Annotated in this window: 16 protein-coding genes; 10 read left to right on the top strand and 6 right to left on the bottom strand. The window is 66.1% G+C overall.

The window, feature by feature from the left end; all coding sequences use genetic code 11:
* The first annotated feature begins 11 nt into the window (after positions 1 to 11).
* Genes A3E77_RS00305 through A3E77_RS00315 form a run of 3 tightly spaced genes read left to right on the top strand, consistent with a single transcriptional unit; the run spans position 12 to position 2,679 of the window.
* A complete protein-coding gene (locus tag A3E77_RS00305) occupies positions 12 to 875 on the top strand; it encodes an ABC transporter substrate-binding protein (RefSeq protein ID WP_293642914.1) in 864 nt (287 codons plus the stop codon).
* On the top strand, positions 872 to 1,873 hold the full coding sequence (locus A3E77_RS00310; protein ID WP_293642915.1) for a FecCD family ABC transporter permease: 1,002 nt from the start codon (positions 872 to 874) through the stop codon (positions 1,871 to 1,873). Before A3E77_RS00305 ends, A3E77_RS00310 begins: the two co-directional genes overlap by 4 nt.
* Entirely contained in the window at positions 1,867 to 2,679 is an 813-nt protein-coding gene (locus A3E77_RS00315; RefSeq protein ID WP_293642916.1) for an ABC transporter ATP-binding protein, read from the top strand. The genes A3E77_RS00310 and A3E77_RS00315 overlap by 7 nt, the downstream gene beginning before the upstream one ends.
* Here A3E77_RS00315 and A3E77_RS00320 read toward each other — a convergent pair.
* A complete protein-coding gene (locus tag A3E77_RS00320; RefSeq protein WP_293642917.1) occupies positions 2,640 to 3,650 on the bottom strand; it encodes a cupin-like domain-containing protein in 1,011 nt (336 codons plus the stop codon). The genes A3E77_RS00315 and A3E77_RS00320 overlap by 40 nt on opposite strands.
* A 16-nt stretch (positions 3,651 to 3,666) precedes the next feature.
* Positions 3,667 to 6,228 carry a family 20 glycosylhydrolase gene (locus tag A3E77_RS00325; protein WP_293642918.1) on the bottom strand — a complete coding sequence of 854 codons (2,562 nt, stop codon included), beginning with the start codon at positions 6,226 to 6,228 and terminating at the stop codon, positions 3,667 to 3,669.
* 98 nt (positions 6,229 to 6,326) lie between these two features.
* On the opposite strand from A3E77_RS00325, the gene A3E77_RS00330 reads away from it, so the two are divergent.
* Positions 6,327 to 7,376, top strand: coding sequence for a glycosyl hydrolase family 18 protein (locus tag A3E77_RS00330; RefSeq protein ID WP_293642919.1), 1,050 nt, complete (start codon positions 6,327 to 6,329; stop codon positions 7,374 to 7,376).
* A 100-nt stretch (positions 7,377 to 7,476) separates the two neighbouring features.
* A complete protein-coding gene (locus A3E77_RS00335; RefSeq protein WP_293642920.1) occupies positions 7,477 to 8,214 on the top strand; it encodes a GntR family transcriptional regulator in 738 nt (245 codons plus the stop codon).
* 30 nt (positions 8,215 to 8,244) lie between these two features.
* On the opposite strand, the gene A3E77_RS00340 is transcribed toward A3E77_RS00335, so the two are convergent.
* From A3E77_RS00340 to A3E77_RS00355, 4 genes are all read right to left on the bottom strand, one after another.
* Positions 8,245 to 9,735 (bottom strand): tryptophan halogenase family protein, encoded by a 1,491-nt coding sequence (locus A3E77_RS00340; protein WP_293642921.1) that lies wholly within the window; start codon positions 9,733 to 9,735, stop codon positions 8,245 to 8,247.
* Positions 9,732 to 11,198: a tryptophan 7-halogenase gene (locus A3E77_RS00345; protein ID WP_293642922.1), complete on the bottom strand. Its 1,467-nt coding sequence runs from the start codon at positions 11,196 to 11,198 to the stop codon at positions 9,732 to 9,734. Before A3E77_RS00345 ends, A3E77_RS00340 begins: the two co-directional genes overlap by 4 nt.
* Entirely contained in the window at positions 11,195 to 12,700 is a 1,506-nt protein-coding gene (locus tag A3E77_RS00350) for a tryptophan halogenase family protein (RefSeq protein ID WP_293642923.1), read from the bottom strand. The genes A3E77_RS00345 and A3E77_RS00350 overlap by 4 nt, the downstream gene beginning before the upstream one ends.
* A 69-nt stretch (positions 12,701 to 12,769) precedes the next feature.
* Positions 12,770 to 15,988: a TonB-dependent receptor gene (locus tag A3E77_RS00355; protein WP_293642924.1), complete on the bottom strand. Its 3,219-nt coding sequence runs from the start codon at positions 15,986 to 15,988 to the stop codon at positions 12,770 to 12,772.
* A 175-nt stretch (positions 15,989 to 16,163) separates the two neighbouring features.
* Between A3E77_RS00355 and A3E77_RS00360 the strand changes: the two genes are divergently transcribed.
* The 5 genes from A3E77_RS00360 to nagE all read left to right on the top strand — a co-directional run bounded on the left by A3E77_RS00360 (position 16,164) and on the right by nagE (position 23,753).
* Positions 16,164 to 17,246, top strand: a complete 1,083-nt coding sequence (locus A3E77_RS00360; RefSeq protein ID WP_293642925.1) for an acyltransferase family protein — start codon at positions 16,164 to 16,166, stop codon at positions 17,244 to 17,246.
* 133 nt (positions 17,247 to 17,379) lie between these two features.
* Positions 17,380 to 18,378, top strand: coding sequence for an SIS domain-containing protein (locus A3E77_RS00365; protein ID WP_293642926.1), 999 nt, complete (start codon positions 17,380 to 17,382; stop codon positions 18,376 to 18,378).
* Positions 18,375 to 19,541, top strand: a complete 1,167-nt coding sequence (nagA, locus tag A3E77_RS00370; protein ID WP_293642927.1) for an N-acetylglucosamine-6-phosphate deacetylase — start codon at positions 18,375 to 18,377, stop codon at positions 19,539 to 19,541. The genes A3E77_RS00365 and nagA overlap by 4 nt, the downstream gene beginning before the upstream one ends.
* 46 nt (positions 19,542 to 19,587) lie before the next feature.
* Positions 19,588 to 22,077, top strand: coding sequence for a phosphoenolpyruvate--protein phosphotransferase (gene ptsP / locus A3E77_RS00375; protein WP_293642928.1), 2,490 nt, complete (start codon positions 19,588 to 19,590; stop codon positions 22,075 to 22,077).
* Positions 22,074 to 23,753: an N-acetylglucosamine-specific PTS transporter subunit IIBC gene (gene nagE / locus A3E77_RS00380; RefSeq protein WP_293642929.1), complete on the top strand. Its 1,680-nt coding sequence runs from the start codon at positions 22,074 to 22,076 to the stop codon at positions 23,751 to 23,753. The genes ptsP and nagE overlap by 4 nt, the downstream gene beginning before the upstream one ends.
* Positions 23,754 to 23,816 lie beyond the last annotated feature (63 nt).

The raw sequence follows: 23,816 nt of genomic DNA on the forward strand, positions 1-23,816 counted from the left end.
GGGGGTGCAGGGTGGGCCGAGTCAACGGCACCTTGCCCCTTGTCCTTGCGCTGCTGCTCGGTGGTGCGGGCGCGCTGTGGGCGGCCAGTCCGGCGATGCCGACAAAGCGGCCCGCCGTCCCGCAGCGGATTGTGTCGATCAATCTCTGCGCCGACCAGCTGGTGCTCGCACTCGCCGACCGGGGGCAGATCGCCGGGCTGACGAAAAACGCGACCGATACCGAAATGTCGGGCGAGGCGGCAAAGGCGCAGGGCATCCCGTTGCTCAGCAATTCTGCCGAACAGATTTTGGCGATCGAACCCGATCTGATCATCGGTATGCCCGCGAGCCGCAGCGCGGCGCTTCGTGCGCTGCCCAGCCAGAGCTATCCGCTGATCGACCTCGCCACCGCAAACACGCTCGATGAAATCCATATGTCGATCCGCCAGACGGCCGCCGCCGTCGGCCATCCCGATCGCGGCACAAGGTTGATCGCGCAGATGGAGGAGGAGCTGGCGGGACTGCCGAAACCCGGCAACGGCCGGGTCGCCGCCTATTACCAGCGGCGCGGCTATATGACCGGCACGGGCACGCTGATCGACGATCTGATGACGCGCATCGGACTGGTCAACCTCGCGGGCGAGCTGGGCAAGCCGCCGCTGTCGCAATTGAGCCTGGAGGAAATGGTCGCCGCGCGCCCCGACTTCCTGATCGTCGAAAGCGCGACCGACACGGTGACCGACCAGGGGAGCGAAATGCTGCACCACCCGGCATTGCAGGACATCCCGCGGATCAGCGTGCCGCAGGCGTGGACGGTGTGCGGAAGCCCCGCCTACACGCAGGCGGCGCGCAGCATGGCGGCGCAGATCGCACATATCGACGGAAACCGCACATGAGCCGCCTTGCCCTCCCCCGCTGGTCGCTGATCGCGGCGCTGGCGGCGCTGACGCTGGCTGCCGCGATCGCGTCGCTCTTGTTCGGCTCGGTCGATTTGTCGATCGCCCGATTGATCGCCGCGGCGACGGGGGACGGCGACATGGTGGCGCGGGTCATCCTGTTCGACCTTCGCCTGCCGCGCACCCTGCTTGCACTGGCGGTCGGCGCGATGCTCGGACTCGCGGGTGCGGCGCTGCAAGGCTATTTGCGCAACCCGCTCGCCGAACCTTCGGTGCTCGGCACGTCGAACGCCGCCGCGCTCGGCGGGGTCGCGGCAATCTATTTCGGGCTGGCCGAACTCCATCCCGCGGTGCTGCCGCTCCTCGCCACGGGGGGTGCGCTGGCGTCGCTCGGCCTGCTTTTCCTGCTGGCGGGAAAAGCCGAAAGCCCGCTGACCCTGATCCTCGCCGGCATCGCTGTCGGCACGCTGGCGGTCGCGGGGACAAGCCTCGCGCTCAACCTTTCGCCCAATCCCTTCGCCGCGATGGAAATCATGACCTGGCTGCTCGGCAGCCTGGAAAACCGCTCGTTCGACCATGTGTGGATCGCGCTGCCGTGCATTGCCATCGGCACCGCGATGCTGCTGTGGGACGGCCGGGCGCTCGATGCGCTGACACTCGGCGAGGATGCGGCGCAGGCGCTCGGCACCGATCTTCGCCGCACGCGGATGCGGCTGTTGATCGGCACCGCGATCGGGGTCGGCGGCGCGGTCGCGGTGGCGGGCGCGATCGGTTTCGTCGGGCTGATCGTGCCGCACCTCATCCGCCCGCTGACCGACCGCAGCCCTTCGGCGATCCTGCTGCCCTCGGCGATCGGCGGGGCGGCGCTGCTGACCCTCGCGGACCTGGGCGTGCGGATGGTCCCGACGACGAACGAGCTGAAGCTGGGGGTCGTCACCGCCTTTCTCGGCGTGCCGGTCTTTCTGATCCACCTGATGCGGGAGCGACGGATATGGTGAGCCTTGTCCTCGACCAAGTCGGCGTGACGCTCGGCCGCCGCGCCGTCGTCCAGCATGTCAGCGCCGCATTCCATCGCGGCACGCTGACCGGCATCGTCGGTCCCAATGGCGCCGGCAAGTCGACGCTGGCGCGCGCGATGCTGGCCCTGGTGCCGGCAAGCGGGTCGGTGTGCATCGACGGCGTCGATGTCACCGCGATGCCGCGCGCCGACCTGGCCCGGCGCATCGCTTATGTGCCGCAGGGGCAGACATTGCATTGGCCGCTGACCGTCGAGCGCCTCGTCGGGCTTGGGCGCCTGCCCCACCTGGCGCCGATGTCGCGGATCACCGACGCCGACACGGCCGCGATCGAGCGCGCGATGGCCCGCGCCGACGTCCTCGATTTGCGCGACCGGATCGCGACCGAACTGTCGGGCGGCGAACGCGCGCGGGTGTTGTTTGCGCGCGCGCTGGCGGTCGAGGCCCCGGCACTGATCGCCGACGAACCGCTCGCCAGCCTCGATCCGGGGCACCAGATCGACGTGATGGACATGCTGCGCGCCGAAGCGGCGGGCGGCGGGCTGGTGCTGGCGGTGCTCCACGACCTGACGCTTGCGGCGCGTTACTGCGACCGATTATTGTTGATCGACGCGGGGCGGATCATCGCCGACGGGACACCCGCAGAGGTGCTGACCGCCGACCGGCTGCGCGCTGTTTACGGGATCGACGCAGCGGTCGAGACGGGCGGGCAATGGCCGACAATCACGCTGTTCGGCCGCGCATCGGTTCAGCCGTTCCCGCCGCTGCGACAAAAGCCGACGACATAATCGATGATCATCCGGTCGCGCTGGGGCGACGGTGGGCCGAGCACGCCTTGCGCGTGCGGCGGCAGGTGATCGACCGCGCGGCGGGCCCCCTCGCCAAAGACATAATGGTCGAACCATGTCCGCCACGCCGCGCGTTCGCTGTCGGGAAGCTCGCGGATCGAATGCATCGCGAGCATCAGCGCTGCAAAGGGGAAACGATCCTGCCGCTGGCCGAACCAGTAATTGACGAGGACGTTGAGCGCCCCCTTGCTGCGCACATGGTGCCACCACATCGGCGGAATATGCAGGGCGTCGCCGGGCACCAGGTCGGCGACCAGTTTGTGCCGTTCGGCCTCGATATAGAGCGGGTAACGCGCATGATCGGGGTGATCGGGATCGACCATGCTGGTCGGCTGCCCGGCGATCGTACGTTCGACCGGCCCGACATAAAGATTCGCAATCTGGTCGGGCGGAAACAGGGTGAAGCGGCGGCGGCCGGCAACGACGACCGCGATATTGGCCGCCATGTCGTAATGCGGAGCGATCCGGCTGGCGTTGCCGACCCAGATGCGGGGATCGACCCCCGTATCGAAGGGCAGCGGGTTTTCGGCGCCGAAGCTCGCGACGCTGTCGGGAGTGGGGGTCGATCCCGCGTAAAGACCTGGGGCGTCGGTGGTGCCGCGCAGCGCGAGCAATCGATCGACAAGGGTCGCCATCGGCATTTGTTCGTTGCCGAAATTCACCCCGCGCATATCGTCCGAATAGAAATAGCGGCCGGCGGCTTCGGGCGGTCCGACGAGCACGGTCAGCGGCCGGCCGCTATCGCGCGCCGCCAGATAGGCCGCGATCGCCTCGTCACCCGCGCCGGCGGCCGCTACCGCCGGCCAGTCGGCGGCGATGCCGCGAAAAATGGCCGGGCGATCGGCGGCCTCGATCGCGCGCGCGACCGCCGCATGGTCGCGGCCGTCGATTTCCTCCAAAGTCCCGCTCACATCGCCTCCCCAGCCGCTAGCGGGCCGGTTCGACCCGAACCGTCCGGCTGGCGCGCTTGCCATCGGCGGAGCGGCTGCGCAATTCCGCCGCGCCGCTGACCGCCACCGGCCCCGCATAGCGCGTCCACGCGCCGCCCTCGACCCGATATTCGATCGCGGTGCCGGGGAACATGCTGTTCGCTTCAAGCTTGCCGTTCATAATCCGCGCGCCGGGCGGCGCGACGCGATAGGCGATGCCGATTTTATCGAGCATCGGGAATTGCGCCGCGGTGCGGCCGGCAAAATCCTGCCACCCGGCTTTCAGCGTCGCCGCATCGACGCGGCGGTCGCCCCATTCATAGCTGGCGCCCGGCTGGTAAGCCGGGGTCCAGGGTGCCGGCGCCCACGCGCGTTCGGCGAGTGCCAGCAGCCGCGGGAAAAGCATATAGTCGACCTGCGCGTCGGTCCGGATCGTCTCGCTCCACAACTGCGCCTGAAGGCCCGCGATGCGGTGTCCGGACTGGAGCGCGGGCTTGTCCTCGATGGCCGCGCCCTCGGCATGGATATTGCGGATCGTCGCGGCGTTGGCGGGCAGGTTATCGGGCATGAAGGCATAGACCTGATACGGATCGACCCCGCGCGAGGCCCAGTCATAGCCGCCCTCGTCAGGATGCGGGGCATAGGGCATGTCGAAATAGCCGAGGTCGGGGATCGACAGCACGACATCCCAACCGCGATTGAGCTGGTCATGTGCCTCGCGGATGGCCCCGGTGTGGAGCACGCCCCAGATATTGGTCTGCACCTGCCCCGGCCGGTTCGGCATGTTCGCGGTTTCGGTGTGCCCCATTCCATCGCTCCAGCCGCCCGCGCGGAGCCCCTTGGCAGCAAGTCCGGCCGTCACACGCTCGATAAAGCGCGGGGTCAGCTTGCTGGCGTCCCCGCCATTTTCGGCAATCATCGCCGTGCACGCAGGCGACTTGATCCATGCGCCCGCCGTTTCGTCCGCGCCGAGATGAAAGGTTTTGAGCGGCGCGCCGGCCTGCCGGTGCATCGCGGCGAGCGCATCGACGACCGTGTCGACGAAACGATAGGTCGCGGGCAGGCAAACATTGAGCGTGTTGTCGCTGTAATTCTGGATGCTGCGATATTCGGTCGTGTCGGCGGGGTCGATCAGGCGATATTCGGCGGCCTCGGCCATTTTGCCCGCCGCGGTCAGGCGGGCATGGCGAACCTCCATCGCCTTGATCGCGGCCCGGCTGTGGCCGGGCATGTCGATCGACGGAATGACTTCGATCTGGCGGGCTGCCGCGGCCTCGACGATCGCGATATAGTCGGCGGTGGTCAGATAACCGTTGACGCTGCCCCCACCATCGGGCCCCGCACCGAGTTGCGGCAGCAGGCACCTCGTCTCGGCCGGATCGTGACAACGCCTGGAGCCGATCTCGGCCAATTCGGGCAGCGCCGGGATTTCGATGCGCCAGCCCTCGTCCTCGGCAAGATGGAGGTGAAGCTTGTTCAGCTTATAAGTCGCCATCGCCTCGACAAGCTTCAAAATCTCGTCCCGGCTGTGGAAATTGCGGCCCAGGTCGATGTGGAGACCCCGAAAACCATATTCGGGGGCATCTTCGACGCGGAGCGGTGTCACCCTGCCCTTCTCGAACGCCGCCTGCTGCGCGAGCGACCGGAGCGCGTGGCTGGCCCCCGCCGCATCATGTGCGGTGATCGCGATGCCCGCAGCCTTGACCTCAAGCTTATAGGATTCGGGCTTCGCAGAAGCGGCCGGGTCAATGCGGATCGTCAGCGGCAAAGCGCCACCCTCGCTGGTTCCGAGCATAGCCAGCGCCGGGGCGACCGCCGCGCGATCCACACCGTTCAGTGAAAGCGCAATACCGCGCCCAAGGTCGGCCGCCGCGCCGCGGCCCTGCACCGCATTCGCCGGTTTCGGCAGGATCACGATCGCTTTGGATTCCGGCGCCGAGCGCCCGGCCTGCACATCGAATGCGCGTTCGGCGGTCAGCCAGCGCGTCTTGTCGGCGTCGCTTTTGGTCGCAAGCCGTGCCTCGTCGGTCATCGGCGCCACGAACGGCAAGACCTCCATGCCCGTCTGCGGATCGATCCGGGCGCGCGTCGCGGCAATCGTGCGCGGCGCCAGCCCATCGGCAACGAGATAGGCGTTGGGCATGGCGAACGCCTTGGAGAAGTTGGCCCCTAGCCCCCACAGGCGGATTTCATGCCGTGCACCGGGACGAAGCACCGCGCCGGGTTTCAGCGTCAATTGCTGCACGTCGCCATTGACCAGCCGGTGCGTGAAGATGTCGCTTTCGACCAGCGGCAGGCGATTGACGAAGCTGAAATAGAGCGACAGCCCCTTGGACGGCAGGTCGGCGGGAAGCGTTTCAGGCATGGTCAGCGTGATCGTCGACAGGAAGCAGCCCTCGATCCCTGCGGGACAGGCCGGGCGATTGTCGATCATCGTCAGCCGATAGCCGAGCGTGTCGGCAAGACGGTCGAGCGATGCCTGCGACGATGCCTCTGCCGCCAGCGCAGGGGACGCGGCCAGCGCCGCCATTGCCATCGCCGTCCAACCCGCAACCCGCATGCCCCATTCTCCCGCTCGACAATTTGTATCTAATTTGTCATGCAGTCGCGAGCGGGTCAACGCCTTTTGGATTCGACCGATTTGATAGGATAAACTGCATGATGTGGAATTTTCCTGCTTTTCGCTTCATCGCGCAGATCCTGATTGGTTTTACATTAGTATTGTCGTCAGCCGTGATCGCAGCGGAGCCGCAGCGGCCCGTTGTGGTCGGCTATCTTGCGGCGTTCAAGGGGCTCGACCTGTCGATCGCGCGCACCGACCTGGCGGCCTTTACCCATTACAACCTGTCCTTTGCCAATCCCGATGCCGATGGGCAGTTCGTGCGCGACGGGCGGATGACCTGCATGGGCGACGAGCGGGGGACGAACCTGTCGGTCGATACGCTGCGCACGACCATTGCGCGTCTACAGGCGCGCGGCGCAAAGGTGCTGATCTCGACCGCAGGCGGCGTGATTCCGGGCTGTTCGGGCGACTGGAAAGCGTTGCTTGCCCCCGACCGCCGAGACGCGACGGTGGCGGCGCTGGTCGACCTGACCGACACGCTTGGCCTCGACGGGGTCGATATCGATATCGAGGGACAGTTGCTGACCGACATCGATCGTGCCGGCAACTATACGCCCTTCATCGCCGCGCTGTCCGACGCGATGAAAGCGCGGCGCAAGCTGTTGACCTGTGCCACCGCCTCTTATGAAGGCGGCATGGTCCCGGTCGGCTCCATCCCCTATTTCGATCTCGTCAACGTCATGTCCTATGATGCGATCGGGCCGAGCTGGGGTCCGGCGGGCGCCGAGCACAGCAGTTACGATATGGCCGCGCGCGATCTGGACCTGTGGATCGCCCGCGGCGTCGCGCGCGATCGCCTGGTCCTGGGCCTGCCCTTTTATGGCTATGGATTCGGCGGCGAAAAGGCCAATTGGTCTTATCGCGATCTCGTTGCCGCACATGGCATAAATGCGACCAAAACCGATGTCATCGGCGATCATTGTCCGGGGTGCCGCTACGTCACGCACAACAGCCCCGCGACGATCGAGAAGAAGGCCCGGTTAGCCGCAGAAAAGGCGGGCGGCGTAATGGTTTGGGAACTGTCGCAGGATACGCCGGACCATGGCTTGACGCAGGCGATCGTGCGCGGGCTTTCACGCGAATAATTCGCAACAAGCTTGACGTAAGGATACCAATGCAACACATGCTGCGCTATGGCAGGTCTTATCGACCGGCCCGCCGGCGCAATCGAGTGGAGCATCGTCCTTGTCATTGATCGAACGCGTGGGTCCGCTCCAGAAGGACGATCCGACACCGCTTTACCTGCAATTGCAGAAAATCCTGCGCGACGCGATCGAGGGACAGGTGGTGAAGGCCGAAGAGGCAATTCCGACCGAGCGCGATCTGGCCGAAGAATTCGACGTGTCGCGCATCACGGTGCGCAAGGCCATCGACGGGCTGGTCAGCGACGGCATTGTCACGCGGCGCCGCGGGGCAGGCACCTTCGTCACCCGGCCACGCGTCGAAAAAAGCTTTTCCAAGCTGACCTCTTTTTCCGAAGACATGGTGTCGCGCGGGCGCAAGCCGCACAGCAAGTGGGTCAGCAAGACCGCAGGCGCGGTGACCCCCGAAGAGGCGCTCTCGCTCGGCCTGTCGCCCGGCTCGCTTGTCTATCGTTTCCACCGCATCCGCTACGCCGACGACACGTCGATGGCGCTCGAATATGCGACGATCCCAGCTTACTGCCTGCCGTCGGTCGAAACGGTCGGCGCATCGCTTTACGAAGCATTGGAGGCCGCCGGGCATCTGCCCGTGCGCGCGCTCCAGCGGCTGCGCGCGGTCGCCTTCACTTCCGAACAGGCGGATGTGCTTGGGATCGAGGCAGGAACGCCCGGCCTGTTCATCGAACGGCGCGGATTCCTGTCCGACGGGCGCACCGCCGAGTTCACGCAAAGCTATTATCGCGGCGACGCCTATGACGTCGTGGCGGAGCTGAACGGCTGATATCTCCATAGCCCGGCGTCGCCGGTGAAATTAACGGCCTAGCCGCCGAAGAAACTCGCCATGAGTCGGTAGCTCGGCGAGTTGCTCGCTGACGCGGCTGCGCAGGGTTGCGAGGCGCGCGGCCAGCTCTTCGTTCGCCAGCCCATCGGCAATCGGATGCCAGCTTTGCGGCCGAACCCCCTGCCCCGTCAGCACCGCATACCAGTTCGTCGGCCCGAAAAGATCGCCGGGTTCAAAGAGGATGTTGCCGGTCGCGCGAAAAGCCTCGATCCGTTCGGCCAGGCTGTCGGGCAGTCCCGCCGCCGCGATATCGCGCCAGAATGACGTGTCATCCCGGTTGGAGAGCGCGTAGTGGGCGATCACGAAATCGCGGATCGTTTCATATTCGTGGAGCGCGTCGCGGTTGAAACGCGCGACGACATGGGGGTCGATTGCGTCGCGCGGCAAGAGCGCGAGCAGGCGGATGATTGTCGTCTGGATCAGGTGGATCGAGGTCGATTCAAGCGGTTCCAGGAAACCGCCCGCAAGGCCGACGGCGACGCAGTTGCGGTTCCAGATCGCCTTGCGATGCCCGGCATTGAAGCGAAGCCGGTTGGCATCGGCAAGCGCCGCACCGGGAAGCCGCGACCGCAGGAGCCGCTCCGCTTCATCATGGTCCAGATGCGCGCTCGAATAAACATAGCCGTTGCCGTCGCGGTGCTGGAGCGGAATGCGCCATTGCCATCCCGCCTCGCGCGCGGTCGAGCAGGTATAGGGCGCCGGGTCGCCGTCGTTTTCACACGGCATCGCGACCGCGCTGTCGCACGGCAACCAGTGGCTCCATTCGGCATAGCCCGTCGCCAGCGCGCCTTCGATCAGCAGCCCGCGAAAGCCCGAGCAGTCGACGAACAAATCGCCTTCGATGACGCGCCCGTCGGCCATCGCGATCGAGGTGATGAACCCGTCTTCGGGATCGAGCCTGACGTCCGCAACCCGGCCTTCGACGCGCACAACCCCTTTGGCCTCGGCATAGCCGCGCAGATACTGCGCATAAGCGGCGGCATCGAAATGGACCGCGTGGTGAACCGGCCCGTGGCGCGTCATCGGTGCGAAACGGCCCGCCCGCGCCGCCATCGTTTCCAGATTATAGGGGCCACCATCGGCATCGCCCCCGGCAGCCAGGTGGCGCAGCCAATAATGATGGAAATGGATTCCCGACATTTCGACGCCGAAAAAGCCAAAGGGATGGAAATAGCGGTGGCCGACGCCGCCCCAGCCATCGAACTGGATGCCCAATTTGATCGTGCCGTGGGTCGCCCGCAGGAACTCCGCCTGGTCGAGTCCGAGGTAGCGGTTGAATTCGTGGATCGGCGGGACGGTCGCTTCGCCGACCCCGACGGTGCCGATCGCTTCGGATTCCACAAGCGTCAGTGTGTGCGATTGCCCGGCCAGTGCGCGGCCAAGTGCCGCCGCGGCCATCCAGCCCGCGCTGCCGCCGCCCACGATCACGATGCGCCGGACCGGACGCTGGCGCGCGCTCATCCCCGCATCCGTCGCAGCGCGTCGGCGTGCGTTTCCATCGCATGGACATCGCTCGCCACGGCGCGAAGCTGGCGCTGGAACTCGGCCATCAGGGCCTCGTCGTCGGTCAGCAGGGCTTGCGGATCGAAACTGCGCGGCACGACGCCATGACCCGCCATCACCAGCGCCCAGCTATCCTCGACATGCGCTTCATGGTTGAAATGGGCGAACATGCCGCGCGCCGCGAACAGGTCGATCTTGGCGGCCAGCTCGGTCGACACGGACGCGGCGCGCGCCGCATTCCAAAACGGCTCGCCATCCCGCGCGTTGAGCCGGAAATGCTGCGCGGTGAAATCGGTGACGCGCGCCCAGGCACCTGCCATTTCCTCGTTATAGATATCGGCTTCGGGCATCGCCGCGCCGTCGATCGGCCAAAGCAGCACGAGCTGAGCGATCGCCAGTTGGAGCAGCAGCAATTCGCCGCCGTCGAGCATGGGCGCGTCGCCGGCCGCGCGGCCCACCGCGACGACATTGCCGACCCATGGCCGCAGCCGCGCCGCCGCTCCGACCGGCATCGGCACGCCCGTTTCGAGCGGACGCCCCGCCGCGGCGGCCAGCAAGCCGCGTGCATCGGCATCGGACAACAGCGTGCTGTCATAGGCAAATTCGACGGCGGTGCGGTCCGCCAGCGGGATCAGCGAAAGCCAGCCGGCGGCGTGCGCCGTGACGCGGCTGTAGAGCGGCACCGGGTCGAATGCCGGAGCCGAGCCGCGGATCAGCCGATCGCAAAAGCCGGGACGGCGGGCGGCGGCATCGGGATCGAGCGCGGCGACAAGTGCCCCATCGGCATCGATGAACAGGTCCGCGCGCAACGGCTCGCCGCTCGCAAGATCAATCTGTTCGATCCGCCCGCCGCCGGGGCGCGGGACCACGGCGGTGCCCGGCATCCATCGGACACCGGCGCCGTCGCACAAGTCACGCAGCAATCGCGCATAGCCGGCGGCATCGAGGTTCCAGCCCTGCTTGACCGCCTGCCGGGTCGCGGCATCGCGCGGGGCGCCGGTGCGCCCCTGCTTGGCGGCGGCGGCGGCGAGCGAGAAATCCTCCAGCGCGACGCGCAGCCCCGCTTGCCGCGCGCGCGTCCAGTGCTGGACAAATGGCAGCGATGCAAAGGGGCTTCCGGCGTCGCCATAGGCGTGAACAAAGGCACTGTCGCCGCCCGACCAGCCGGCGAATTGCTGCCCCATGCTGATCGTCGCCGCGGCGCCCCCGATCAAGGCCGCATCGTCGAGCCCAAGCAGCCGATGAAAGGTGGCAATATCCGGCGGAGCGACCAGTGCCGCGTGCGGTGCGGGCGCTTCGCCGGTGTCGACCCAGCTGACCTGCGTCCCCAGCCGGCCAAAAGCGCGGGCGATGGCGAGCGCCGCCATCGCCGCCGCAACACCGCCCCCGTGGACCACGACCTGTTGCACCGCGTTCGTCATGGCGCGGGCGCCGGGCAATAGCGGGCGATGAAGTCGGCGTGCGACGGCACGGTCGCCGCGGCGTCGGCGATCGTCGCCGCCAGCTTCGCCAGCCGTTCGTCGAGCAGGTCGGCAGGCAGCGCATCGGCGAGCCGGTCGGCTGCGCGCGGCACAATCCCCTGCCCGACGAACACCGCCTGCCAGCTGGGCGGGCCGAACAGGCCGTCGCGATAGGCCTGCACATGACCGCGGTGGCGGAATCGATCGATCTTGCCCGCCAGCGTGTCGGGCAGGTCGATCGCCGTCACGCGCTGCCACAAGGGCGCATCGGCCTCGTTCGCGACATAATGGAGGATCAGGAAGTCGCGGATGCGGTCATATTCGACGTCCATCACCCGATTGAACTCGGCGGGCAGCGCCGGATCGATCGCCGCTCCGTCGGGCATCAACGTCAGCAGGTGCATGATCGCCATCTGGACAAGGTAGATGCTCGTCGATTCCAGCGGTTCGAGAAAGCCGCCCGCAAGCCCCATGGCGATACAGTTTTTCGCCCATGCCTGGTGGCGCTTTCCGGCCTTGAACCGCAGCACCCGCGGGTCGGCGAGGGGTTCGCCGTCGAGATTGGCGAGCAAAGTCGCGGCGGCCTCGTCGTCCGAAATGTCGGCGCTGGAATAGACATAGCCGTTGCCGGTGCGGTGCTGGAGCGGGATGCACCACTGCCACCCCGCCTTGCGCCGCGTCGAGCGCGTGTAGGGGGTGAAATCGTCCGAGCGTGCCGACGGCACTGCCTGCGCACTGTCGCAAGGCAGCCAGTGCGACCAATCCTCCAGCTCGACGCCCAGCGCAGTCCCCAACAACAGCGAGCGAAAGCCCGAACAGTCGACGAACAGGTCGCCCGCAACCTGCGCCCCAGACGCAAGCGTGACCGCGGCGATATCGCCGCTTTCGCCGTCCTTCTCGACCGCAACGATCCGCCCCTCGACGCGCTCGATCCCGCGCGCTTCCGCCCAGGCGCGAAGGTAGCGGGCGTAAAGAAACGCGTCGAGGTGATAGGCATAGGCAAAGGCGCTGCGCACATCATTGCCATCGCCGTTCGGTAGCATGAATCGGTTCTGCAACGCGGTGACGATCGGAAAGCAATAATCGAACAGCGGCGCGGCGGTTCCGGCGCGATGCGCGCGAATCCAGTAACTGAAAAAATCGGCCTCGCCGATCGGTCGGCCAAAGGTGCCGAAGGGGTGGATATAGCGATCGCCGCGGCGCCCCCAGTTGACGAATTCGATGCCCAGCTTGAAGCTGGCCTGGGTCGCTTTCATAAATTCGACTTCGTCGAGCCCGAGGAAGTCGTTGAAATCCTTCATCTGCGGCAGCGTCGCTTCGCCGACGCCCACGGTCCCAATCTCTTCCGATTCGACAAGCCGCACGCGAAAGCGCGCGGGATCGAGCTTTGCCGCGCACGCCGCGGCGCACATCCAGCCGGCGGTCCCGCCGCCGACGATCACCAGATCGAACTTATCCCCCATATCGGGTCCAGCTTAGCGTCGAAGAAAGCGGGCGCCAGCCCAAAGGAGCTGGCGCCGCCTCCCCCTTTTTTAGAAGTTCAACCGCACGCCCATCTGATAGCGCCGATCATTTTTGAACCAGGCGTTCGGCTTGAGCAGGCCATCGGAATCGACCTGCTGCATCAGCACGGTGTCGGTCCCGAGCAGGTTCGTGGCCTCGAGGATGAACTCGATCCGCTCGGTCGCGCGGAGGCGCAGCGAGGCATCGAGATAACCCGTGCTTTTTTGCCAGATCGGGAAGCCGACGCAGCAATCGATCGCGGTCACGAGATATTTGGAGCGCCAGTTATAAGCGACGCGCGCCGATACCGGGCCTTTTTCATACATGCCGACCAGGTTGTAGCTGTGTTTCGAGATGCCTTCGAGCGCGTCGGGCTTGACCGTGCTGTCCTCGTAAGTGATCCCGCCGCCCGCGGTGCCGCCCGCGGTTTCGTTGGTCAGATTGACCGTTTCGATCCCGTTGTTCTTTACATAAGTATAGTTCGCCTGAACGCCGAAGCCATCGAAGGGCGCGGGCAGGAAGTCGAAGAAGGTCTGGAACGCAAATTCGGCGCCATAGATTTTCGCGCCGTCGCCGTTGACCGGACGATCCAGCCGAACCGTTTCGGTCACGCCGCCATTGTTAAGTTCCAGGCTGAACTGGCCGGCCTGGATATAATTGTAGAACTTCTTGTAAAAGCCGGTGGCGGTGAACGAACTCGACTTGCCGAAATAATATTCGAGCGTCAGGTCGAACTGGTCCGCGGTCATCGGTTTCAGCCCCGGATTGCCCGACTTGCCGGTATATTGCCAGTCATAGGCAATCGCTTCGCCCGCCGAATTTCGCGTCACATTGGGATCGGAGAAATCGTTGAGATTCGGGGACAGGCGGTTGATCGTCAGGAAGTTGCGGAGCAGCCCGAAATCGGGCCGCGACATCGCGCGCGAATAGGCAAAGCGCGATACCAGCTTGTCGGTGAGGTCGAACTTGACGTTGAAGCTGGGCAAGGCGTGGAAATGATTGACCTTGGTCGTATCCGCCACGGTCGCGCCATTGTTGAACGCCAGTTCATTCGCGGTGACCACGCAGCCCGATGTCGCTGTCGGAAGCCCGTCGACCACGGCGCGATCGCAAGTCAGCTGCGACGCCGTGAACGGGTTGGCAAAGGTCGTCGCCCCCTGGGTATCGTTGCGCGTCCAGACGAGGCGCACACCCAGATTGCCCGAAATGCCGATATTGCCGATCGCCAGGCCGTCGCCACCGAATTTCGCCATGGCATAAGCCGACATCGTCCGCTCGCCGACCTTCAGCACCTCGCTCGGCAGATAGCAGCCATATTTGCCGGTGACCGTTTCGCCCGCGCGATAGCCCTGGTTGGAACAGACCGGATAATAATCGCCCACCCCGATCGACGGGCGCCCCAGCGTCGCCGCCAGATCCTCTCGGTTCGCCAGCTTGTCCATGTTGAAGAACATGAAGGACTGGTGGTTCATCTGGTTGCCAGCGAAGAAATCGCTGCCAAATGTGTGCATTTCCGTCGCGCCGGCCGGATAGACCGGGCTGTCGGTGTTGAAATAGGATGCCTGCGTATAGGTCCAGGTGTTCGAGATGTTCGCCCAGTTATACGCGCCCCACCGAACCGTCTGGTCGCGGTCGGCATAGCGTGCCCCCACCTTGATCGCGCTGAGCCAGCTGGAATCGACATCATATTCAAGGTCGGCGCGCAGCGCGACTTCCTTGCCGTCGCTGTCCTCGGTATGGTCGGTGACCGAATAGAAGTGATAATTATTCGGGTTGGTCAGTCCGCCGGCCGACAAGTTGATATTGTCGGCGGTGTTCGGCGTGAAGGCCAGCGTCGGATATTTCCCCGTCAGGTCGACGAAGGTATTGGCATAGCTGCGCGAGGTGACCGACGCGTTATAGTTGCTGACGCTGGCATCGACATATTGCCCGTCGAGCGTCAGCCGCACGCGATCGGTCACATCCCAGCGGAAATTCAGCCCGAAATCCTGCGTGATCTGCTTGTTGCGCAGCGCGTTCGCCGCGGTATCGACCTGCGGCGCGCGGCGATCGTTGGTGCAGCCTTCCCACGCATAACAACGGTTGAAAAAGGCCTGTCCATTCTCGTTCACGCCCAAGCCGAGGTTATCGTTGCCCTCGCCGACATAGGGCCGCATCGCCGACCACCAGCCGCTCTGGAAATTGCCGTCGTCGTCGAATGTGAACGGCGCGGTACCCTGAAGCGGGCTGACCAACGACGCATCGCCAAAGGTATAATCGCTCGGCTGACCATAGAGGTCGCCATAGAAAGTGGCCGAGAACACCGCATATTCGCGCCAGCTGTTGTTATATTGCGAGCGATTATACTGGCCGGTGAGTTGCATCGTCTCGTCGTTCGAGCGCCACTGGAACGCGGCCGCCGCGCCATAGCGTTTGCGGTCATATTCATTCTCGCGCATGAAAATGCCGCTCGGGATATATTGCTTGCCCGGCCCAAACACGCCGTCGAAAATGCCCATGCGCTCGAACTGGACGCCCTGGCTCGATGTCTTTGCATGCGAATAGGCGCCGTTCAGCATCAACCCGATTTCGCCGATCCCGGTCTGCCAGCGATCGGAAATGATCCCGGAGAATTCGGGCGTCGATTTCTGGGCGATGTCGCCATAGGTGTTCTTGATCGAGATCGAGATGAGGCGGCCGTCCTGATCGAACGGCACGCGGGTCCGCAAATTGACCGTTCCGGCGATGCCGCCCTCGATCAAATCCGCGGTCTGGTTCTTGTAGGTGTCGATGCCGCCGAGCAGTTCGGGGGAAATATCCTGCCACGACAAGCCGCGCGACGAGTTGGCGCTGAACGTGTCGCGTCCGTTGAATTCGGAACGCACCTGGTTCAGGCCGCGGACGATGACGCCCGAGGGTTCGGCCGAAAAGTGCGAGGTGTCGTCGGTTCCGGCAAACCGGACCACGGTAATGCCCGGAACGCGCTGCAACGCTTCGGCGACCGATTTATCCGGGAAGGAGCCGATATCCTCGGCGGTGATCGAATCGACCACGGTGTCGGCGTTGCGTTTGCGGTTCTGCGCCGATTCGAGGTTGGCGCGAATGCCCGTGACGATGATGTCATCGGCACTTTCCTCATCGGCCGGCGCCGGGGCGACCGTGTCCTGCGCGGCGGCAGGGAGAGTGATCGCGCTCGCCAGCGCAGCGCCACAGATTCCCTGCAGCAGACCGCGGCGAAGTCGATATGTAGTAGCAGGCCCCTTGTTCATTCTTGTTTCCCCCATCCAGCCGGGTCCAGATTGCCTTCCCACAATCTATATAAGACCAATTGCGTCCTTGGACTATTACCAATAGACTACAAATCCAACGCGCTGTCCATTGCAAATTTATGGCGGTGCAAAGATGTTGTCCGAAGGGGCGGCGGCGACGGGGGGAGACAGGGCCATGCGGTTGATTTCACTTGATGTGCTCAGGGGGCTGACGGTCGCCGGAATGATCCTGGTGAACTCGGCGGCGGCGATGAAATATGGCGCCGAGGCGAATGTCGCGCCGATCCTGCTGCACGTCAGTTGGGACGGCCTGACGCTTGCCGACCTTGTTTTCCCAGGGTTTTTGACGATGGTGGGGATCGCGATCCCCTTTTCGATGCGCGATGCAAAGCTGGATGCCGCACAGCGCCGCCACATCCTCGGCCGGACGGGGCGCCTGCTCCTGCTCGGCTTCATCCTCAGCAATCTTTACTGGTTCACCAGCTTTGCATCGGGCGACTGGCGCCTGTTCGGGGTCTTGCAGCGAATCGGGCTCGTCTATGGCGCCTGCGCGCTGCTGTTCCTGCTTGCAGGGTCGCGGGCGCGGATGGTCATCGCGGCAGCGATTCTCGTCGCCTACTGGCCGCTCGCGCTGCTCCCCTCGCTCGACGGAGTCGCAACCGACCTGTGGGTCCGCGGACATAATTTTATTGCCTCGGTCGATCGGCTACTTCTTGGCAACCACCTGTATGTGAAGGGGCCAGAAGGCTATGATCCCGAAGGGATTTTCGGCACCTTCCCCGCCATCGCACAAGGCCTGATCGGGGTTGCGATCGGTGAGCTTCTGATTCGCCGCAGCGGCCCGGCCGGGCGCCAGCTCGCGGTGATCGGCGCTGCCATGCTGGCGCTCGGCGGTATCTGGAGTTTCGCGTTCCCGATCGTCAAGGACATCTGGTCGAGCAGCTTCGTGCTCGTCACCAGCGGCATCACGATCCTCGCGCTCGCGCTGCTCCACCACCGGCTCGACCGCGAAGGCCGCACGCCGGGTGTCGCCGCCACCGCGATGCTGGCCTTTGGCGCCAATGCGATCGCGGCCTACACGCTGCATCAGGTCACCGCGGGCGTCGTGACGTGGGACCTGTTGCTGCTGCCGTTTCGCGCGCTGCGCGAAACGCTGGGCGACCCCGCGGCCTCGCTGCTGCCCGTGCTTCTTTATATGCTGCTCATCTGGGGCGCGATGGAATGGCTGCGCCGCAAGGGCTGGATCATCAAAATCTGATCGCCCCGAACATACATCTTGATGAGACATATATAACCTATATAATACCAATATATCGTGTGACGGCGTGTCACCGATCCGGAGACCATATCCCATGATGCCGAACGCCGCAGAAGACGGACGACAGACGCTGATGGAGCGGGAGGCCGGCGAGGCTGCGGCGGCTGTCGCGGCGATGCTCGCCGCCAATCGCGCGGCGTTTGCGGCGATCGGCGAGCGCCTGCGCGCTGCCCCGCCGGTCGCGGTCGTCACCTGCGCGCGCGGATCGTCGGATCATGCCGCGACCTATGCGAAATATCTGATCGAGACGATGACGGGGACGCCGACGGCGTCGGCCGCCCTGTCGATCGCGTCGCTCTATGACGCACCGGCCGTCGCCGGGAACCGCCTGTGCCTGGCGATTTCGCAGTCGGGAAAAAGCCCTGACCTGCTGGCCGCCGTCGAACAGCAACGCAGCGCCGGCGCCTTCGTCGTTGCGCTGGTCAATGCCAAAGGCGCGCCGCTTGCCGAGCTGGCCGACGTCGTCATCCCGCTGTCGGCGGGAACCGAACGGTCGGTCGCGGCGACGAAATCCTATATCGCCTCGCTCGCCGCGATTGCGGCGCTCGTCGCAGCATGGGCCAGGGACGCGGCGCTCGAAAACGCGCTCACGCGCCTTCCCGCTCAGCTCGCACGCGCCTTTGCGCTCGACTGGTCGCCCGCCATCACCGCCTTTCGCGGCGCGAACAACCTGTTCGTCCTGGGTCGCGGCTATGGCCTTGGCGCCGCGCAGGAAGCCGCGCTCAAGTTCAAGGAAACCTCCGGGCTCCACGCCGAAAGCTTCAGCGCCGCCGAAGTGCGCCACGGTCCGATGGCGATTGTCGGCGACGCGTTCCACGTGCTGGCGCTTGGCGGCACCGACCGCGCGGCGGCAAGCGTGCGCGACGCTGCGGCGGAGTTCCGCGGGCGGGGCGCGACGGTGCTGCTCGCCGATTCGCAAGGCGGCGAGCTACCCGCGATCGCGGACCATCCCGCGATCGAGCCGATCCTGATGATCCAGAGCTTCTATCGCATGGCGAGCGCCCTGGCGCTCGCCCGCGGCCACAACCCCGACTCGCCTCCGCATCTCAACAAGGTTACCGAGACCCTATGATCTTTCGTTTCCACAACGGCCGGATCGCCCTGCCCGCCGATGCCGTCGGCGCAGCGGATGTCGTCGTCGCCGACGGCATCGTCACCGCGGTGACCGCCATGGGCACGGCGCCCGCCGACCACGCGATCGACCTGGGCGGAGGCTGGTTGCTGCCGGGCTTCATCGACACGCAGGTCAATGGCGGCGGCGGGGTGCTGTTCAACGACCAGGTCGACGTCGACGCGATCGGTGCGATCGGCGCCGCGCACGCCCGCTTCGGCACCACCGCATTCCTGCCAACGCTGATCAGCGATACGCCCGCGCAGATCGCCGCCGCGCTCGCCGCGGTCGATACCGCGATCGAACAAGGGGTGCCGGGGGTCGTCGGCATTCATATCGAGGGGCCGTTCATCAATGAGGTGAAGCGCGGCATCCACGAAGCGCATCGCATCCGCCGCCTCGACGCCGACATACTCGCGACGCTCACCGCGCCGCATCGCGGGCGCGTCATGCTGACGCTCGCCCCCGAACTGTGCGACGAAGAGGATATTCGCACCCTTGTCCGCCACTGCGTGATCGTCAGCGCGGGGCACAGCGACGCGACCTATGACGAGGCACAGCGCGCGATCGCCGCGGGATTGTCGGGATTCACCCATTTGTTCAATGCGATGTCGCCGCTCCACCACCGCAATCCCGGTGCGGTCGGGGCAGCGTTCGATTCGGACAGCTATTGCGGCTTGATCGTCGACGACGTCCACCTCCACCCGGCAGTCGTCCGGCTCGCGATCCGGGCGAAGGGCGCACGGCGCATCATGCTGGTTACCGACGCCATGCCCAGTGTCGGAACCGATGTCAGCGAGTTCACCCTGCAAGGCAAGCGCATCGCGGTGAAGGACGGCGTGTGTATTTTCGAGGACGGCACGCTCGCGGGCACGCACCTCGACATGGCATCGGCGCTGCGCAAGACGGTCGAGGTCACCGGCCTGCCGGTGCTCGACGTATCGACGATGGCGAGTGCGACGCCCGCCGCCTTCCTGTCGATGGAGGATCGCATGGGCGCGATCGCTCCGGGGCGGCGCGCCGACTGGGTCTGGCTGGATGCCGCGCTGGAACCGCGCGCGACGTGGATCGGCGGACGGATCGTTGCCGAAACCACGCCGGACCTTGCCCACGCTGCACAATGATAGAGGCCGCACGACAACCGCGGCCCATGTTTTGGGGATTAAAGCGATGAGTCTGATCATCACCTCTCCGCTCAGAGGATGGGCGACGACGCTGGACGGCGTTCCCGATCCGGTCTTTGCCCAGCGGATGATGGGCGACGGCGTCGCCATCCACCCCCTTGGCGACACGGTCGTCGCGCCGTTCGACGGCGAGGTGCTGACGCTCCACGATGCCGGCCACGCGGTGTCGCTGCGCAGCGCCGAGGGCGCCGAGATATTGATCCATATCGGGCTCGACACGGTGATGCTGAAGGGTGAAGGTTTTACCGCGCTGGTTGCCGCGGGGCAGCGCGTATCACGCGGCGACCCGCTGATCCGCTTTGACCTCGACGCCGTCGCGCTGGCCGCAACCAGCCTGATCACGCCGGTGATCGTCACCAATGCCGAGGCTTTTGCCATCAGCCGCCGCACCACCGACTGCGCGATCGGCGCGTGCGAGGCATTGATGACGCTGGTGCCGGTGCAGGCCGAGGCGCGCCGCCGGTCGGACGACGGAACCATCGTCGAACAGACGGTCACGCTGTCGCTGCCGCACGGCATCCACGCCCGCCCTGCGGCGCGGATCGGAGAGGTCGCGCGCGGGTTCGAGGCCGATGTGCATTTGATGAAAGACGGCAAACGCGGTGACGCGCGCAGCACGGTCGCATTGCTCGCGCTCGGCACTGGCTTCGGCGATGACGTGGTGGTCCAGGCGCGCGGCGACGACGCCGAGGCGGCGCTGGCCGCCGTCGTCGCGTTGCTGGCGACCGACATGGGCGAAGGCAAACCCGTTGCAGCATCTGTCGTGCCGACGGCGACCGTTCCGCTTCGTGCTGGACAGATCGGCGGCGTCATCGCCTCCCCCGGCCTTGCCATCGGACCCGCGGCGCGGCTGCGCCAGGCGGAGATCGCAGTTGCGCGCGAAGGCGCGGGGGTCGCCGAAGAAGGCGCCGCGCTGCTCGCCGCGCGCGGCGCGGTCCGCGCGCGCATTGCGGCACGCGCCGATAGCGCGAGCGGCAGCATCGCGTCGGTGATGCAGGCCCATCTGGCGCTGATCGACGACCCGGAATTGCTGGCCGCCGCCGAAAGCCGGATCGCCGCGGGCCATAGCGCGGGCTTTGCCTGGCGCGGTGCGACCCACGACCAGATCGCCGCGATCCGCGCCACGGGCAATGAACATCTGATCGAACGCGTCGACGACCTTGTCGACATCGAACGGCAATTGCTGTCGACGCTCACCGGCACGCCGATCGACGGCGCCGCAGTCGCGGCGGGCGCGATCGTCGTCGCCGACGACCTGCTGCCATCGCAACTTGTGACGATCGCGGCCGCGAAACCCGCGGGCATCTGCCTTGCACGCGGCGGACCGACCTCGCATGTCGCGATCCTGTGCGCGAGCATGGGGCTGCCTGCGCTCGTGGCGATGGGCGATGCGCTGGGCACCGTGGAGGACGGCACCCCCCTGTTGCTCGACGCCGAACTGGGCCATGTCAGCCCAAGCCCGTCCGCGGCCGACGCCGATGCCTTCACCGCGCGCCTGGCGCAGCGGGCGGCCCGGCGCGCGGCGGCACAAGCGGCGGCAAAGGATGCGTGCCACAGCGCCGACGGCACCCGCATCGAAATTTTCGCCAATATCGGAAGCGTCGAGGACGCGGCACTGGCGGCCGCACAGGGTGCCGAGGGGTCGGGCCTGGTGCGCAGCGAATTCTTGTTCCTGGGCCGCGACGCCGCGCCGTCGGAAGACGAGCAACATGCCGCCTATCAAGCGATCGCCGACGCGTTGCCCGGCCAGCCGGTGATCGTCCGCCTGCTCGACATCGGCGGCGACAAACCGGCTGCCTTTATCCCGATCGAAACCGAGGAAAATCCGGCGCTGGGTCAACGAGGCGTTCGCGTCGCCCTCGCGCGGCCCGACCTGCTCGAAACGCAGCTTCGCGCAATCTTGCGCACCAGCCCGGCCGGCCAGTGCAAGATCATGATCCCGATGGTCGCAAGCATCGACGAAGTGCGGCAGGTGCGCCAAGTCGTCGAGCGGCTGCGCGGCGACTTGGGCATTGCGACGCCGGTCGAGGTGGGGGTGATGGTCGAAACGCCCGCCGCTGCGATGACCGCCGACCTGCTCGCCGCCGAAGCCGATTTCCTGTCGATCGGCACCAACGACCTGACGCAATATGTTCTCGCGATGGATCGCGGCAATCCGGCGGTCGCCGCCGGGGTCGATGCCATGCACCCCGCCGTGCTGCGGATGATCGGCGAAACCTGCCGCCTCGCCGCCGTCCATGATCGCTGGGTCGGAGTGTGCGGGGGCCTAGCCTCTGATCCCGCCGCTCTGCCGATCCTGATCGGGCTGGGCGTCACCGAACTTTCGGCGGTCCCCGGCTTCGTTGCCGAGGCGAAACAGATCGTGCGCGGCCTGACCTTGGCCGAGGCGCGCGCGCACGCCGAACTCGCGCTGCAATGCCGGTCGGCGGCAGAGGTTCGCGCGCTCGCCCGCGCGTTCGAGGAGACACGTCGATGAAGAAGATGCTTGAAGCCCTTCAGCCGCTCGGCCGCGCGCTGATGCTGCCGATCGCGGTGCTGCCGATCGCCGGCCTGCTGCTGCGCATCGGCCAGCCGGACCTGCTCGACATCGCTTTCATCTCGGCCGCGGGCGCCGCGATCTTCGACAATCTTGGCATCCTGTTCGCGATCGGAGTCGCGGTCGGCTTTGCGCGTGACGGCAATGGGGCTGCGGCGCTGGCCGGGGTGGTCTGCTATTTCGTCACCACGAACGGCGCGCAAACCTTTATGGTGGCGCCGCCCGACGTCGGCGCCGGGCTTCCCGAAGCCGCGGCGGCGCTGACCGCCAAGCAATGGGCCGTCGGGCTGATCGACCGGCTGGAAGTGCCCGTGGGCATAGTGTCCGGCCTGATCGCAGGGCATTTCTACAATCGCTTCGCGACGATCGCGCTCCCCGAATATCTCGCCTTTTTTGGCGGCCGCCGTTTTGTGCCGATTGCCAGCGGGGTCGCCGGACTGCTCCTCGCGGCGCTGGTCGGTTACAGCTATGCCCATATCAGCGGCGCGATCGACACCGCCAGCCGCGCCGTTGTGGCGTCGGGAGAGATCGGCCTGTTCGTCTATGGCGCACTCAACCGGCTGCTGATCGTCACGGGGTTGCACCACATCATCAATAATGCCGCCTGGTTTGTCGTCGGCGACTTTGAAGGGGCGACGGGTGACCTTCGCCGGTTCTTCGCGGGCGATCCCGATGCCGGCGCCTTCATGGCCGGCTTTTTTCCGGTGATGATGTTCGGCCTGCCCGCCGCGTGCCTCGCCATGTATCACGAAGCCCGGCCGGACCGGCGCAAGGCGGTCGGCGGGATGCTCTTTTCCCTCGCCTTCACCAGCTTCCTGACCGGGGTGACCGAACCGATCGAATTCACCTTCATGTTCGTCGCGCCTTTGCTCTACGCGATCCATGCCCTGCTGACGGGCGCGTCGATGGCGCTGATGAACGCGCTCGACGTCAAGCTGGGCTTCGGTTTTTCGGCGGGATTGTTCGACTATGTCCTGAACTTCAGCCTTGCGACGCGGCCATGGCTGCTGGTGCCGATCGGCGCGGTTTATGCGCTTCTTTATTACGGCCTGTTCCGTTTCTTCATCCGCCGCTTTGACCTTGCCACGCCGGGGCGCGAGAAAGGCGACGTCGCCGGGACCGCCGTCCGCACGGCCGGAAGCGCGCGTGGAGAAGCCTTTGTCGGGGCGCTCGGCGGCGCCGCCAATCTGGTCAGCGTCGATGCCTGCACGACGCGCCTGCGACTGATCGTGGCCGACCAGCGCGCGATCGACGACGCCGCGCTGTCCGCGCTCGGTGCGCGCGGCATCATCCGCCCGTCGGAAAAGGCCGCGCAGGTCGTGTTGGGGCCGATCGCCGACCTGGTCGCAGAGGAAATTCGCGGAGCGCTTGCCGGCGGCGGAGCGGCGCGGACGGAGACAGCGTCGCCCGCGGCAGGCGGCAGCGCCGCCGTGCTTCCCGGCGAGCTTCTGGGCGCCCTGGGTGGAGAGGGGAATGTCCGCGGCGTCCACGCTCTCCACGGGCGCTATCGTGTCGAACTTGCCGACCCCACGCGCGTCGACGAAAGCGCGCTCGCCCGATTGACCCGCGGCATCGTGCGCCCGCAGCCCGGCGTCTGCCATATCCTGATGTCATAGGGCGGCGGCCTTCCCGCCGCTTGCCCTTGCGTCCGCCGCGACCTTCTCTTGGACGGTCGCGGC

The sequence above is a fragment of the Sphingopyxis sp. RIFCSPHIGHO2_12_FULL_65_19 genome, assembly GCF_001830555.1.
Taxonomy (GTDB): domain Bacteria; phylum Pseudomonadota; class Alphaproteobacteria; order Sphingomonadales; family Sphingomonadaceae; genus Sphingopyxis.

What these genes read in the sequence shown, in the direction of transcription:
- A3E77_RS00310 (WP_293642915.1), top strand. Translation starts at nt 872, where the DNA reads ATGAGCCGCCTTGCCCTCCCCCGCTGGTCGCTGATCGCGGCGCTGGCG.
- A3E77_RS00315 (WP_293642916.1), top strand. Translation starts at nt 1,867, where the DNA reads ATGGTGAGCCTTGTCCTCGACCAAGTCGGCGTGACGCTCGGCCGCCGC.
- A3E77_RS00325 (WP_293642918.1), bottom strand. Translation starts at nt 6,228, where the DNA reads ATGCGGGTTGCGGGTTGGACGGCGATGGCAATGGCGGCGCTGGCCGCG.
- A3E77_RS00330 (WP_293642919.1), top strand. Translation starts at nt 6,327, where the DNA reads ATGATGTGGAATTTTCCTGCTTTTCGCTTCATCGCGCAGATCCTGATT.
- A3E77_RS00340 (WP_293642921.1), bottom strand. Translation starts at nt 9,735, where the DNA reads ATGAGCGCGCGCCAGCGTCCGGTCCGGCGCATCGTGATCGTGGGCGGC.
- A3E77_RS00345 (WP_293642922.1), bottom strand. Translation starts at nt 11,198, where the DNA reads ATGACGAACGCGGTGCAACAGGTCGTGGTCCACGGGGGCGGTGTTGCG.
- A3E77_RS00350 (WP_293642923.1), bottom strand. Translation starts at nt 12,700, where the DNA reads ATGGGGGATAAGTTCGATCTGGTGATCGTCGGCGGCGGGACCGCCGGC.
- A3E77_RS00355 (WP_293642924.1), bottom strand. Translation starts at nt 15,988, where the DNA reads ATGAACAAGGGGCCTGCTACTACATATCGACTTCGCCGCGGTCTGCTG.
- A3E77_RS00360 (WP_293642925.1), top strand. Translation starts at nt 16,164, where the DNA reads ATGCGGTTGATTTCACTTGATGTGCTCAGGGGGCTGACGGTCGCCGGA.
- A3E77_RS00365 (WP_293642926.1), top strand. Translation starts at nt 17,380, where the DNA reads ATGGAGCGGGAGGCCGGCGAGGCTGCGGCGGCTGTCGCGGCGATGCTC.
- nagA (WP_293642927.1), top strand. Translation starts at nt 18,375, where the DNA reads ATGATCTTTCGTTTCCACAACGGCCGGATCGCCCTGCCCGCCGATGCC.
- ptsP (WP_293642928.1), top strand. Translation starts at nt 19,588, where the DNA reads ATGAGTCTGATCATCACCTCTCCGCTCAGAGGATGGGCGACGACGCTG.
- nagE (WP_293642929.1), top strand. Translation starts at nt 22,074, where the DNA reads ATGAAGAAGATGCTTGAAGCCCTTCAGCCGCTCGGCCGCGCGCTGATG.